Source organism: Streptomyces sp. 840.1, from assembly GCF_003751445.1.
In the GTDB taxonomy this organism is placed as follows: domain Bacteria; phylum Actinomycetota; class Actinomycetes; order Streptomycetales; family Streptomycetaceae; genus Streptomyces.
This window is the reverse complement of sequence record NZ_RJUU01000001.1, coordinates 5,210,125-5,224,101: the sequence shown is the minus strand read 5'-3', so window position 1 is coordinate 5,224,101 and position 13,977 is coordinate 5,210,125. Positions and strand designations below refer to the sequence as shown.

The following is a 13,977-nucleotide window of genomic DNA, read 5'->3' as shown; positions in this document are numbered from 1 at the left end:
AAGGGAAGATCACCGTGGACGTTCTCACCCCCACCCAGCTCCCCGACACGGTCCAGCTCCTGGCCGCCGGGCAGGTGGTCGCCGTGCCTTCGCCCCGCTGGTACATGCTGTGCGCCCGTGCCGCCGACCCTGCGGCCACCAGCACGGTCTTCCGCGCGAAGCAGCGCCCCACAGCCAAACCGCTGCTGCTCCTGCTCGACTCCCCAGCCACGGCCGAGACCTTGTTCAACCTGAGCGGCGACGCACGCCTGCTGGCCCGCGGTCTGTGGCCGGGGGACCTCGCGCTGCGGCTTCCATGGAAGCAGGGCACCGAGCCCATCGCGGCGGTCGGCTCCCCCGCGCTCGTTGGATGCCCCGACGGGATCCTGGGCCAGCTCGTCGCTCTGGCCGGCGAACCGCTGGCCGCCGCCGTGTGCAGCATCTCCACCCCCGCCGCCGGAGACGCAGACCACCCGGCGCTCACCGCCGGCCAGGTCTCCGCCTTCCAGCGGACCACGGCGGCCGGAATCGCCGCGGTCATCGACGGCGGGATCTGCCCGCACGGCCGCCACATGACCATCGTCGACTGCCCCTCGGGCGCCGCCGCGCGCCTGGAGCGGGAAGGCACCGTCCATGCCCGCGCAGTCGAAGCCGCTCTCACCCCGGCAGGAGAACCGCATGTGGGCTGACCTCGCCCGCCGCACGAACCGCCTGGTGCCCGACGCTTCGGTGGCCGCCGTCGCCGACGCGCTCGACTACCTCTGTCTCGCCCAGCTCTATCTCCGCGACAACCCGCTTCTGGCCCGGCCCTTGACCCCGGCCGACGTCAAGACCCGACCATCCGGCCACTGGGGGGTGTGCCCGCCCGTCAACCGGATACTCGCCGCCCTGGGCCCGCTCCAGGCGGCCGTCCCCGACGACTACGAGCTGCACGTCCTGCACGGCGCCGGACACGCCGGACCCTCCGCCCTCGCCCACGCCTACCTCACCGGCCAACTCGGCCACGCTTACCCCCACCTGCACCAGGACGCCGCCGGGCTGCGCGAACTGGTCGTCGGCTTCCCCCGAGCCGACATCGGTGGGGAGATCACCCCGATGATCCCCGGCCACCCGCACACCGGAGGCCAACTCGGCCCCGCCCTCGCGATCGGGCAGGGAACCGTCCTCGACGCGCCCCACCGGCTGTCCGTGGTCCTGATCGGCGACGGAGAGTGCGAGACCGGGACAACCGCCGCATCCTGGATCGCCACCCGCGCGCTGCACGGTACGGGCGACCACGGCACCGTCCTTCCCGTCGTCCTGCTCAACGGGATGCGCATGGGCGGGCCGAGCGTGCTGTCCACCCTGAGCCGCGCCGAACTCACCGCCTATTTCACCGGCCTCGGCCACCGGCCCGTCTACAGCGACGGCCTCGACATCCACCAGCTCCGCCAAGCGGTGGCCGAAGCGCTCTGCACCGCCCAGCCCCTGGGCATTCCGGAACCCTCCAGCGTCCTGGTCCTCACCCTGGACAAAGGCCACGGCACACCCGCCCACCTCGCTGGCACCCCGGCGGTCCACAAGACACCGCTGCGCGACCCGGCCGCCCAACCCGCCGAGTTCGACGCGCTCTCCGACTGGCTGGCCTCCTACCAGCCCACCCAGCTCCTCACCCCCAGCGGCCGGCCCCGACCGCACCTGCTCCCCGCGCTCCCACTGCCCCGGCCCGAGCCCGACGGCCTCCCGGCGCCGCGCGGATGCGTCGCCGCCTCCACCCAGGTCGCCAGATACGCCGCCGGCCGCCCGTTCGCGCAGGTGGTCCCCGAGGTCCTGCGGGCCCGTGCCGAGCAGGGACCGTTCCGGGTGTTCAGCCCCGACGAGCTGGCCTCCAACCGCCTCGACCTCACCGACGAGCACGGACGCCCGGTGCCCTGGGCGGTGGAAGTGCTCAACGAGGAGCTCTGCCACGCCTGGGCCCAGGGCTACACGGAGACCGGCCGCCACGCACTCGTCGCCACCTACGAGGCGTTCGCGCCCATCACCCTCAGCCTCATCCAGCAGCAGCTCAAGCACCGCTCCGTGCGCCGGCACGCCGGGCTCGCACCGCTACCCAGCCTCGTCTACCTCCTGACCAGCCTGAGCTGGCACAACACGATCACCCACCAAAACCCCAGCCTCACCTCGGCACTACTGGCCGGCGGCGACCCCACGCTCCATGTCCTCACCCCCGCCGACCCGGCGCGTACCGCCGCCGCGCTCACCTTCGCCCTGCGCAAGCTCGACCGGTGCACCATCGTCGTCGCCGGCAAGCACACGACCGTCCACCACCCGCAGGAGACCCTCGACGAGGAACTGCGGCACGGCATCGCGACCTGGCCCCACCTGACCCACCCCGGACCCGGCGAACCCGACCTGATCCTCGCCTCCGCCGGCGACCTGCCCGCCGAGGCCCTGACCACCCTCGCCCGACGACTCCGCGACGAACGCCCCGGCCTGCGCCTGCGGTACGTCCACGTCCACGACCTCACGGCCCTCGCCGAGAACGGCACCCGCCCCCTCGCCCTCGGCTTGGACGCGTTCGCCCGCCACTTCGGCACCCAAGCGCCGATCGTCCTGGCCACCAGCGGACACCCCGCCGACATCCACGCCCTCCTCGGCCACCGCCACCCCGGGCCGCGGCTCACCGTCCTCGGCTACCGCGACCCCGGCCGCCCCGTCTCCCAGGAACACCTCCGCCGACTCTGCGGCCTCGACGACGCCGGTCTGTGGCAGCTCGCCACCACCCTCACCGACCCCCCGAAGGAGCTATCGGCATGAGCACCCCGTCGCCGCCCGCCGCCCCCGACGCCAGCACCCTCGACGCCTTCGAACGCGACGGGTACGCGGTCATCCGTGACGCAATCACCCCGGACCTGCGCGACCGGCTCCTGACCGCCGCCGAGAAGCTGCTGGCCAGCGACATCACCCAGGGCCGCGACCGAGGAGGCGACGGCAAGGACGGCTTCCGCGGATGCCTCAACCTCGACCGCGCCTTCCTCCCGCTCCTCGCCAACCCGGCCGTCCTGCCCACCGTCGTCCGGCTCCTCAGCCCGAACATCCACCTGCTCTCCGCCCACCTCATCGCCCTGCCCAGCGGCCCGCCCCGCACCATCCGCATCCCCGAACGCCACGGCTGGCACCGCGACATGTACGGCGTCACCGCCGACCTCGGATTCCCCCACACCCCCCGCATGGCCATCAAAGCCGCCCACTACCTCACCCCCGTCACCCCCGACTGCGGGCTGACCATGTTCCTCCCCGGCAGCCACCGCCTCACCGAAGAGCCCGTCGTCCCCGCCGGCGCCATCGACCCACCCGGCGCCACCACCCCCCACATCACCGGAACCGACGCAGTGCTCTTCGAGAACCGCACCTGGCACACCGGAGGCATCAACCGTTCCGGCCGCCCTCGCATCGCCCTCATGCTCCAGTACGGATACCGCTGGCTCCACCTCGTCGACGACCCCACCACAGACCTCCGGAAAAACCCCGCCCTCACCCCCATCGAGCAGCAGCTCCTGGGCCTACCCGACCGCCGACCGGACGGATCGCTCGCCAAAGGCAGCGGAGCCGCACCCATCCGCTCCTGGTGGCAGACCGGCCCGTGGACTTCCGGTGCGGCCTAGAAGCGCTATTGCTGTGACCGCATAATTCCACCGGCTTGGTTGGCACGCTTAGCGTGCTCCTATGAACGATCACGGTGATGCTCACGGTTTCACGTCGGTGGACACACAGCCCAGGCCCGCTGAGTGGGTTCAGATCCTGGACAGGTTAAGTGCGGAGCCCTTCTATGCCGCTTACAAGCAGCGGTTGCAAGAGTTTCTGCGGGCCGAGCCCGGCGGGCTGTTCCTTGAGATCGGAGCGGGTACCGGGGACGCCGCTGTGGCCCTGCGCTCGGGCAGTGGGGCCGAGGTCGTCGCGGTCGACAGCTCCTTGACGATGATCGCGCAGGCACGGGACCGAGGACTGTCCCACGCCGCTGTCGCGGACGGGCACCGGCTGCCGTTCTCAGCAGGTCAGTTCGACGGCGCCTGGGCGGACCGGGTCTTGCAGCACGTCGTCGAACCGGCCCGGTTGCTAGATGAGATGGTGCGGGTGGTGCGCCCCGGCGGCCGGGTTGCCTTGGCAGACCCGGACTACGACACTCAGGTACTCGACATCGACGACCAAGAGCTAGCCCGCCGGGTGCTGCGCTTCAGGGCGGACGTGGGCCTGCGCAACGGTTCCCTGGCCCACCGGCACGCCGGATTGCTCGCGGCCCGCGGCATCCACGACATCATGGTGGAAGCCCGGACTCTGGTCGTGCGCGACCCGTCGGCGGCCGACAATGTCATGGGCCTGCGGACCTGGGCCCACGCCGCCGCAGACCGGGGGTACCTCCACACCGTGGACGCCGACCGGTTCGTGGCTCAGTTCGACGATGCCGTGCACGCAGGTCGCTTTACCTATGCCGTCACGTTCTTCCTCACTGTGGGCACGCTGCCCTTGTCAGACTGGTAGAGAGCGGGTGAGGGCGGCCTGCAGCGGTGGCACACCTGAGATCCAGTACATTGCCCTGCACCTCGAAGTTCGAGGAGCTGAGGTAGGCCCTCGCCTCCCCGCCGGTGGCTACGTCAGCACGCTGTCGAGATGGGCCTGTACCGGCTTGAAGAGGCCGTAAGGAACGAACTCCGGGATGTCGGCCAGCGCAACCCACTCCAGTTCGGCCAGCTCGTCGGTGTCCGCCACGTAAGCGGTACCGGAGACGACCGTGCAGGCGGTGTACGACATGTTCCTTCCGCTCTTGGGGTGGACCCGTCCACCGAGGGACTTGACCGGGGTCACGGTCAGGCCGACCTCTTCATACGTCTCGCGTACGGCCGCCTGCTCGGACGTCTCCCCGTCTTCGATCTCGCCGGCGGGGAACTGCCAGGACAACTGGCCCTCAGAGATCTTGCGCCGCACCATCAGGACGCGGTTCTCGTGGACCACGATCGCGGCGGAGATCCCCGGCCGCTGCGCTGCGGTCAGTTCGGTCATACGTCTTCCTCCAGTGCTTCCAGGATCGGCGGGTAAATGGTGTCGGCGGGTATCGTTTTGCCCCAAGTCCTCGATGGTCTCTTCACTCGGTTCGAACCGCTGACGACGAAGATGCGGTGGCGTACAACGGCAACAGGGAGATCACCTCTTCCAAGGCCGAGTGACGTACGCACACCCAAGATCCAGGGCCTGCCTTTGCACGTCGCTACACTCCAGCGCACGGGGGTGCATTCCAGCACGCCCTGGGCTTCAACGCTTCGGTGAAGGGATGCCGCTCGGGTCCTCGACGGCCGGAAGCTGCGCGTCCCTGGGGACAACAACGACCTCACTGCCGCTGCCCAGCCGCCAGTCGAGGGGTGCCCCAGCGGTTTTCCGCGCCCGCCGGTACGTCAGAGCCCAGCCCATGTCTCGCTCGACCTCCCCGTCAGGTCCTATCCGGGTACGCCACCACAGCCAGCCGATCCAGGACTCCCGCTCCTTAAGGAAGGGTGCCGCGAAGGCGTAGGCGGTGGTCGTCATCTGCGCCAGCGCGCCGGCGAGCTGCTGCATGCTGCCCAGAGACACCAGGTCCTGCCTGATCGCGACGCGGGCCGCGCGTACGGCTCCACGTATGACGGCCGCGACGAACAGGGCGGCGATGGCCCCGAGCAGGGCCCAGACCGTGATCATCATGACGCCCGTATGGCTGCGCGACTCGCTTCGATCGCCCTGGTGGCCTGTCGCGCCCTCCTACCGACACAGTCAGGCATTCGTCCCCTCCTTCGTCCAGCCCGAAGACCATGGTGACGCAGAGATGGACGTCGGCCTTGCAGCAGCCCTGCCTGGCCTCGCTGGCTCCTCTGCATGTAGTCCACTTGCCGGCACGCTACCCGGCTCGCGCCGCCGCTTCACCCTGAGCACCGCACGGCCACCGCCTCGCCGCACCGTGCCACGCGAGCGGCTACCGCTACGGTACGGAACCAAAGCGCTCAGCGGCCCAAGAGGATCTCCGCTACCGGCTCCCACGTCATGCGCCACCCGCCGAGGCCCTCATCGAACGTCCACGCCACGTCGAGGAGGTGTACGCGGTCGACGAGGAGCGTGGCCCGGCGCGGGACCACCTTGTTGCGTAGCTCGCTGTTAAGAGGGTCAGACGAGGCCGCGCCGTAGCTGTAGCCGCCCGAGATGTGCGGACGTCCACCGGAATGTTGAAGGGCCCCGTCACCACGGGCTTTTCGGATCGCTGACCGAACCCGCTCAATGAGGGCAACGGCGTCCGCCTCCGGCCAGACGTCCAGCACGACCCCTGCAACATTCCCGATGGGGGGACCGACCTCCGTCGTGAACACGGGCATGCCCGACAGCTCCGCACGCAAGGCTTCCACGACTTCCGTCAGAGCCGCCTCGTCGTACTCGGAGGCCGGCGCATCGGCGAGCATCTCGCACGTGAGGTGCAGGAGACCGGCGTCGCTCGGGTCACTGCCACACTGCGGATCGATCGGGTAATCACCCAGGATCGGCCGGCACGCCTCAGTAAGGCCAAGCAGCTCGTCATCCACTCCAGGCCGAGGCAGCACGTACACGTGCAGGGCTCGCATCCCACTGACCCACGGGCCACCTTGGAATCTCGGCACGAACGGTTCCACGCGTTCCTCCCTGCTACAACGGACGCCGTTTCGGCGTCTCGTGACCATCGTGACCGTCGAGCGTAGGCCCGGGTGCCACATTCGCAGATCTCCCGCAACTACCTTCGAAAGAAGGGCTACTGGGCTCGGGAGGACATGCCGGCCGGCCGCCTGTGCCGCCGACCGCCCACATCGTGGAAGGGGTGGCCGCACCCCACCCACGACGGTGGCACGCAGGTCATCGGCTCCATGGTGCGAAGACGCCCCCGGCCTACCCTCCGAGCAGGGGCACCAGGTGCTCGGCCATCGCCACCAGGGTCCGGTCCGAATAGGACGGTCCCACGAGCTGCACACCGATCGGGAGGCCGTCGGCGCCGTGCGCAACAAGCATGACCAGGCTGGGCAGACCGACGTGGCTGGTGAGGTTGGCCCAGCCGGCCTGGTCGAAGAAGCTCCGTTCGGTGCCGTCGACCGCAAGGGATCGGCTTCCTGCCGGGATCGCGGCGGTGGGTGCCGCAGGCGTGATGAGGACGTCGCACTGACCGTCGGCGAAGAACCGGTGCCACGTCTGCTGGAGCCGGAGGCGTTCCTATGGAGCGGAGCCAGGCGCGATGTGTCTGCGTGCGGTGGCGGAGGATGGCGGCCCGCGGGCTCGCGTCGTCCTTGTGCAGGTCACGGGCGGCGACGAGTTCGGCCGCTCCGGTGTCGTCGTCGGTGGTGGCCGTCGTGGTGGCGTGGAGGAGCGGCTCGAAGCGGCGGAGAGATTCGACGAAGCTGACCGGCCCCGCCGTGCGATGGACACTCGCGCCGTCGGAGGCGAGAGTCCCTTCGAGGACGGCGAGAGCGGCTCGATTCCGTCTTCCAGCACGCCTGCGCGCTCTGAACGCGGCACGAGAGGGGCGCACTTCACGCTACGCACCCACCGGCCACCGCCCAGGAAGGCAGCGTTACGAGATCAGGAGACCGAGGTTGGAGAGCTTCTTCACTGAGCGAGTACCCGAAGTTCCGTGAATACGCCCGCGCCAACTACGAGCTGCCCTCGCAGTACGCGGAACGGCTCGGCTTCCAACACCGGGCCCAGCAAGAGCCACTTGGGCTCGTAGTCGGGGGTAGACCCGGGCAAACCGACCCGCCTTGCGGCTCACGGTCGTCTCGAATGCCTCGCGCCAACGGCCGGGATCTCTCTTAGGAGCTGCGGCCACCGCCTCTTCGTCAGCCCACACAGCTTGCGATGATCAACGGTGGCTGCACTCGCCAACGCCATAGCCCTGTCTTTTCGCAGACTAACCATCAAATATGGTCTGCGACATGAAGATAGAGGACTCATAAACTCCCAGACCCCTGTGCAGTTGGTCCTTGGCATCATCCGCCAAGGCAACGAGATCCCGCTCGTGCAAGAGAGACTTGGCGCCGCTCGCCAGATCCTCTCACGGTAGGAAACTGACGAGCCCCCTGCCCCAGGTGCGCCAGAAGCGCGACACTTCTGAATCCAGCCAGTCGAACTAAAGGCCAACTCCCCATCCAACGGCAGCCTTCAGGTCCCTCACCCTTCGGTTCGCAAGGCAAAGACGTTCGACACGCGCCAAGTTCAATGCGACATACGCCAGCACCAGTGGCCGCTGATTCATCAAAGATCCCCACAGGGAATCCGCATCCATCTATCGCCAGCGACAGCGCGAAGTCCGATGCATACCATTTTCACCCAGTAAGCACGAGAGCGAACATACGACCACGCGCCACACCGCTGAACTAAAGGTCCGCAGGTGCGCTGTACGTCACACAGTATTTATCCGCGACCCCATTTGCGGCATGGTTGCAGCATGAATACAGTTGCAACCGCCTGGCCTCCCCTTGCGGTACTGGCCCATCGCCTACTGCATCACCCTACGGAGGCAGATCTCCATAGGGATCCGATCACGCTCGATCGGCACTGGGAAACACTCTTCCCGGATTCCGCCGACGCCGGCCGATCCCAGCTGTCACTAGCTGCGCTTATTGAGCGAATCGGGCCGCCGTCGCAGTACGGCGGGGGCGTCAACGGGCCGGACATACGTTGGCACACTCCATCACACACGGTGATACTGAATGTACGGACCGGTGGTGGGCTGCAGCTTTCAGCGCGGGGGCTTCCTGCCGTTGAGGCGTCCGACACCAAGCGGTTCTCAACCGGCGCCGAGGACCTCGGGCCGGAAGCAGGGAACCGCGGCGACCTTCCGTACCTTTGGCGCTTGCGGCCGTGCGGAACGGGCGAGCCCCCACCAGAGACCCCCCTCGCGCAAGGCTGGGATGAGCTCCAAGGCGCCCTGGAGACCCTTCTGGGCGCATGGTGCCAGCACCTGGAGGCATTGATCGGCGAGGACGACGCCGGCTTCACTATCGACCACGGCGACGGTCAACTCATCGCCATGGTCAGCCCGCGAGATGACATTGCGGTATTCGCCGACCGTCGAGATGGAACGGATCGAGACGCTGATCACTTGCGCAGAATGATCGCAAGGGGATGGCATGGGTTCGCGCCCGTGCTCTGCTGGTGGGACGCCAACTTCGACCGGACAGCGGCCGGGGCCGCGTCGGCCGCTCGACTCGTCGTGGATGAATTGCGGGCCCGCGGCGTGCGCGATCCACGGGCCCTTCGACTGATCAGGGCCACGCTGGGGTCAAATGGCGGCCTTCTGGACCTTCCCGGTTCAGGGATTGCGGTCGATGACCGAGCAGCCGTTCAGTAAGCAGAATCCCGCACACTCGATCAGCCCTAGCACCAGCCACCCTTCGGTCAAACCGGGCAGAACGGAATAGCGCCACCCCCCGATCGCATGACCATGAGCCTCTGTGCATATCGTCACCATGCACCCGCAAGTGGTTTCCGACTGAATGTGAGCACGGCAGATGAGGCTGCGGCTGACGGCCCTGAGCAAGGCGGACGAAATGCGCGACTTGTTGAAGGAGTGCGACTCGCGCCTTGCCGCTCTCCCGCTCCCTGACCCGTTCAGCATTTCTGCGTTGGTGACGTCGATCGAGGAATCAATGCGCCGGCGCATCCAGCTGATCGCGCTGGAAGATCACCAAGAAGGCGCAGGGGCTGCCGCGTGTGGGTTGCGCGTCCGGGAGAAGACCGTTGATTACGTGATCTACCACCCGAGACCAACCCCGCATCAGACTGAGCACCGAATTTTGCATCAGTTGGCTCATGAGTGGCTCGATCACGGCACGGAGCCGGCATTTGGCTTGGCGCCCTACGAGCTGTCCGAGTCCTTGCGGCAGGCCATCGGCCCCGGACCGGCAGCGCGCCAGGTCATCCCGGCACGGCCCCGGTACTCATACGCCGAAGAGTGTGAAGCAGATCTTACTGCGTATCTGATCAAGCACCGAGTGCGTGCACCGGGCGCAGGTACCGACCTGATCAGTCGCCTGGAGGCCACCTTGTCGCACCCGCTCGGTCCTCGCCGACGCCGTACGCTCCGAGCGCGGTGAGTGCACATCATGCTGGATGTTCTGCTCTGGGCCGTACCCGTCGTAATGACCGCGACCACCCTGTGGAGGCTCCCCTCCCTCTGGAACGGCGATGCGCTGCAGAGGGCGCTGTGGATGTCCTGCGCTGGTTTCGCCGCTGCGCTCTGGTGCAGGGTTCCGCCGGTGAAGTTTGCGCTCGACCACTCGGCGGTCACCGATCTCTCGGCTCTGCTGAAGTATTTGACATCCTTCGGTGCACTCGCGGCGGGGCTGAAGTACGTCATCGGGGCCTACGGGGGGCCGTCGGGCAGAGGGACGCCGCCCCGGCACATGACGGTGAGCGGCTGGGTGAGTCGCATCGCTCACGGCTTCGCGTTCGTGTGGCTGGCAATCCTTGTCGTGCTGTTCTTCACGGCCGTGGACCGGTCGGAGCCGAGCACTGACTTCGCCGCGGACCATGCCGGGCAGTGGGGTGCCGGCCTGTTCCTGACCGTTGCGTACGCCTATCTCGGCGCTGTCGCGGGTGTGGCCTGCTTTCAATGGGCGAGGGCGGGCTGGCGTGCCGAGTATCGGTCGTTGCGTATCGGTCTGGCCTTCATGTCGGCCGCCATGCTGATCTACACGGTCTACCCGGCGATGCGGATTATCACGGTGTGGGAGCCCACCGGGGCCACCGCCGCCACGATGCGCATGATCGCTGATTCCGTGACGCTGACCGTTGCCCTTCTCTTTGCTGTGGGCGCCGCCATCCCTTCAACGATCGTCCTCTCTGAGCGGTGGGCGGCATGGCGGACCTATCAGAAGCTCTTTCCGTTGTGGTCAGACCTCGTGCGGCAGTTCCCGCATCTGGCGGTGCAGCCGGCAGGCTCTCGGCTCAGGGAGGCTCTCCGGCTCTGGGCCCCGCTGAGCATGCGCCTGGACCGGCGGATCCAGGAAATCGCCAATGCGGTGGAGCACCTGCGTCAGCACGCCACGCCCGAACTCTTCCCCTGCGCCCAGCGCCTGGCGGAAGATCACGACGACCCCGAACCTGCAGCTGAGGCGTACTGGATCAGCGCCGCATTGGCGAGCGCAAGAGCCGGCAGGCACAACCCCAAGGCTGTGCGGGCGCTCCCGAGCAAGCCGTTGGCAAACAGGCGAGCGGAAGCCTACTGGCTAGTCCTGGTCGTCGGCGTGTACGTCGAGCTCGCCGACTCGGAGCTCGTGCATACGCTCCACACGCGGGCGGGGCAGCCCGGCGCAGCAGAAAACCTGGACGGCCGCACGGTATCGATGCAGGCCACGGCCAGGTAGTAGGGCGGATGCTCAATTCACTTCGCCGCTGGCGGGACCAGGTCGGCGAGGACGGCGAGCATGGCCGGTGACAGTCTGTTGTCGCCGCTCGCCAGCAACGCAATGTCGTGCTGAGCGGCCAGGTATCGAAGGTCGGCCAGAACGCGGCCTTCGGCACCTGCCCGGCCCTCCAGACTGAGTCGGGGTACGTCGAGGGCTGCGGCAATTGCGGTGAGCACTACCTCTGCGGTTCCCCCCGCAAAGACGTCCTCCGGAGATCGACCGGCCAGCAGCTCCTCGACCTGAGCCGCCGTGAGCCGGGTGCCCGTCTTGGCAGTGACCGCATTCGAGAGCGCCTCGGATGCCGGATCGCCGGGGAACGCGTTGCTTGCCATATCGGTCAGTTTCTCAGCGAGACTCTGCGGCTTCCATGACGATGTGGGAGGCCCGGGGAAGCTCCGGTCCTGCGCAGCCTCCAGAGCTTCCCGCCCGACGCCGTACAGGCGGGACAGTGGTTCGATCAGACCGGATGCCAGCCGCCGGCGCCCGCCCTCCGCGTCACCGAGATCGAATCTGCTGAGGCCCTCGACTTTCTGGGCGACAGCCGTCTGGGTGTATCCCGCGTCGCACCGCAGGTCGAGGAGATCGCACGGCCCCTCACGCGGAAACAAACGGTCGACATCGACGCCCAGAATGGCAGCGATGCCCCCCAACTTCTCGGCCGACGGGAACCTCTTTCCATTCTCCCAGTTCGCCACGGTCACATGCGCCGTCAGCCCCAGCCCCTTGGCCAGCTGCGCCTGCGACATCCCGGTCTTCCGGCGTGCGATTCGCAACTCCTCACCGTCGAAGCGGCGTGGTGGCACGGTGGGCCTCCTGGAGTTGCGGGTCAACAGGGGAGGTGGGTTCCAATGCCCTCCCGCCTCAACAAGCTACATCACGGACTCCCCAGTGGCGGAGTGAAGGAGACCTTTCTGGGCTACCCACACCAACGCCCCTTGCCTCACTAAGCTACATCACGTAGCTTCTCGACTGGGAAGCGGAAGTGATCCTTCCGGCTATCCATGCCCTCCCTCCAGGAGCAGATGCGGCACCACGCTGCCGCTCCTGCTTAGGGACTCACGTCGGCCATGTGAGCACATGGCCGACAACTCAAATCTACAATCCGTGGGCGCGAAAGGCCGGGTCGTGAACGTCATCTCCGAACAGGCCGATGCACTGAACCGGCACCCCTCGCGACAGGCGGCCGCCGCCGCTAGGCACTGGCGCCGACGGCGACATGTAGAGAGTCCTTTAGGAAGGTCTGGACCTTGCTGCAGACCGTGCATATGTTCGTCGTCCCTCGCCGGGCACCGCCCGACGGCAGATGACGCAAGGAGCCACATGGTGAATGCACGGTCCACCGGAGCCGCATAGGCCCCGAAAACGGCGACGGCGCCAGGGAGCGGCAAACTCCCGGACGCCGAACGCGTATGGCACTCCCGCCCCGGCAAGGGCGGAGACTGCCCACCTTCACCGCACCGGCCCTTCCACGGGGCACACCGGCGCGGCTATCACTACGGAGGAGAGTCTTACATGCCGCCTGCCCTGAGCAAAAGGTCGGCGCCGCCGACCCGCTCGGCAGCTGCCCCCGCTACTGCACCGGTCGCTCTGCTACAGCAAGGACTCGGCAGCCTTGCCGCGGAGCAGGCCCTGAGTACCCACCTCAACCCGGCGGTGGCCCCATGAGCGTGGACACGCGCGAGTGGGCCTGGGAAAGCAGCACCAGCCGCGGGAACGCACGTTTGGTCCTGCTCTCCATCGCCGACCGAATACCCGACGACCAGTGCGTCGCCTGGGCGTCCCTCAGCTCACTAATGCGGCGGACGAACGCCAGCCGCAACGCCGTCCGCGCCGCTCTCGCCGCACTGTCCGATGCCGGCGAGCTGAGGGTGCTCGACGACTACTACGGCCCGCAGCACAGCACGGTCTACCGGCTGCCGCGTGCCGCCGCGTGGCTCGCCAAGGTCGCGGCGGTGAAGGAGGACGACCCCGACGCGTACGTCGAGCCCCTGACCGACAGCGACCCAGTACCCGAGCTGGACACGGCACGGCTGCGAAGGCACGGTATCTGGCCAAGGGCCGGGGCAGAATCCAACCCCCGTCGTCAGGAACTGACCGGGGCTGAACCTGCACCCTCTCGTCAGAACCCGCCCCCTCCCGGGGGCGGAAGCCGACCCCCCTGGGGGGCGGACCCTGACCCCCAGAACCGTAGTGAACCGAAGGTGAACCGTAAGTACAGCAGCAGTAGTGCTGCCGTTCTCACCTCGGCAGGGGAATGGAAGGTCGACGACGCGAGCCTGAGTTGGGCTCAGCAGGAGGGACACCTCACGCGCCTTGGCGAGCCCGGCCTCCAGGCCGCCGACGAGAAGTGGCGCCACCACCGAGCCGACTGGGGCCCGCGCTCCACCGCAGCCTGGGCTTGCGACTGGCGGTCCTGGATCGCCCGCGAGCACAGCCCCACACCCCAGCGCCCGAGCCTCTACGCCCTGCCCGGCGGGACTTCCGCCCCGCAGGCCGGCATGACCCGCGCCGACGCGCACATGGCCGCCCTGCTCGCCGCCGTCGACGAACCGACTGGAACGGAGTAACTGCG

At 68.0% G+C, this 13,977-nt stretch carries 13 protein-coding genes; 7 read left to right on the top strand and 6 right to left on the bottom strand.

All coding sequences use genetic code 11. The features are described from left to right. Nucleotides 1-14 precede the first annotated feature (14 nt). From EDD93_RS23915 to EDD93_RS23900, 4 genes are all read left to right on the top strand, one after another. Nucleotides 15-668: an L-threonylcarbamoyladenylate synthase gene (locus EDD93_RS23915; RefSeq protein ID WP_123527103.1), complete on the top strand. Its 654-nt coding sequence runs from the start codon at nt 15-17 to the stop codon at nt 666-668. Beyond that, a complete protein-coding gene (locus tag EDD93_RS23910) occupies nt 658-2,775 on the top strand; it encodes a phosphoketolase (RefSeq protein ID WP_123527102.1) in 2,118 nt (705 codons plus the stop codon). The genes EDD93_RS23915 and EDD93_RS23910 overlap by 11 nt, the downstream gene beginning before the upstream one ends. Then, the gene (locus EDD93_RS23905; RefSeq protein WP_123527101.1) at nt 2,772-3,623 is read left to right on the top strand and encodes a phytanoyl-CoA dioxygenase family protein; all 852 of its coding nucleotides are present in this window, start codon (nt 2,772-2,774) and stop codon (nt 3,621-3,623) included. The genes EDD93_RS23910 and EDD93_RS23905 overlap by 4 nt, the downstream gene beginning before the upstream one ends. Nucleotides 3,624-3,684: 61 nt before the next feature. Then, nucleotides 3,685-4,497: a methyltransferase domain-containing protein gene (locus EDD93_RS23900; protein ID WP_123527100.1), complete on the top strand. Its 813-nt coding sequence runs from the start codon at nt 3,685-3,687 to the stop codon at nt 4,495-4,497. Nucleotides 4,498-4,605: 108 nt separating this feature from the next. Here the strand turns inward: EDD93_RS23900 and EDD93_RS23895 are convergent, their stop codons facing one another. The 5 genes from EDD93_RS23895 to EDD93_RS23875 form a co-directional block, all read right to left on the bottom strand. Beyond that, a complete protein-coding gene (locus EDD93_RS23895; RefSeq protein ID WP_123527099.1) occupies nt 4,606-5,016 on the bottom strand; it encodes an NUDIX hydrolase in 411 nt (136 codons plus the stop codon). 249 nt (nt 5,017-5,265) lie between these two features. Beyond that, nucleotides 5,266-5,688: a hypothetical protein gene (locus EDD93_RS23890; protein ID WP_123527098.1), complete on the bottom strand. Its 423-nt coding sequence runs from the start codon at nt 5,686-5,688 to the stop codon at nt 5,266-5,268. A 296-nt stretch (nt 5,689-5,984) separates the two neighbouring features. After that, entirely contained in the window at nt 5,985-6,641 is a 657-nt protein-coding gene (locus EDD93_RS23885; protein ID WP_148083894.1) for a 2'-5' RNA ligase family protein, read from the bottom strand. Between the two features lie 250 nt (nt 6,642-6,891). Further along, on the bottom strand, nt 6,892-7,146 hold the full coding sequence (locus EDD93_RS40345) for an amidase family protein (RefSeq protein WP_260255945.1): 255 nt from the start codon (nt 7,144-7,146) through the stop codon (nt 6,892-6,894). Nucleotides 7,147-8,782: 1,636 nt separating this feature from the next. Continuing rightward, the gene (locus tag EDD93_RS23875) at nt 8,783-9,097 is read right to left on the bottom strand and encodes a hypothetical protein (protein ID WP_123527096.1); all 315 of its coding nucleotides are present in this window, start codon (nt 9,095-9,097) and stop codon (nt 8,783-8,785) included. 409 nt (nt 9,098-9,506) lie between these two features. Here EDD93_RS23875 and EDD93_RS23870 point away from each other — a divergent pair, with 409 nt between their 5' ends. Then, the gene (locus EDD93_RS23870) at nt 9,507-10,091 is read left to right on the top strand and encodes a hypothetical protein (RefSeq protein ID WP_123527095.1); all 585 of its coding nucleotides are present in this window, start codon (nt 9,507-9,509) and stop codon (nt 10,089-10,091) included. Nucleotides 10,092-10,100: 9 nt separating this feature from the next. After that, nucleotides 10,101-11,363 (top strand): MAB_1171c family putative transporter, encoded by a 1,263-nt coding sequence (locus EDD93_RS23865; protein WP_221217329.1) that lies wholly within the window; start codon nt 10,101-10,103, stop codon nt 11,361-11,363. A gap of 17 nt (nt 11,364-11,380) precedes the next feature. On the opposite strand, the gene EDD93_RS23860 is transcribed toward EDD93_RS23865, so the two are convergent. After that, complete coding sequence (locus EDD93_RS23860) at nt 11,381-12,208, bottom strand: helix-turn-helix transcriptional regulator (RefSeq protein WP_148083893.1); 828 nt, start codon at nt 12,206-12,208, stop codon at nt 11,381-11,383. An 858-nt stretch (nt 12,209-13,066) separates the two neighbouring features. Here EDD93_RS23860 and EDD93_RS23855 point away from each other — a divergent pair. Beyond that, nucleotides 13,067-13,972 carry a helix-turn-helix domain-containing protein gene (locus EDD93_RS23855; RefSeq protein ID WP_123527092.1) on the top strand — a complete coding sequence of 302 codons (906 nt, stop codon included), beginning with the start codon at nt 13,067-13,069 and terminating at the stop codon, nt 13,970-13,972. The last annotated feature ends 5 nt before the right edge of the window (nt 13,973-13,977 follow it).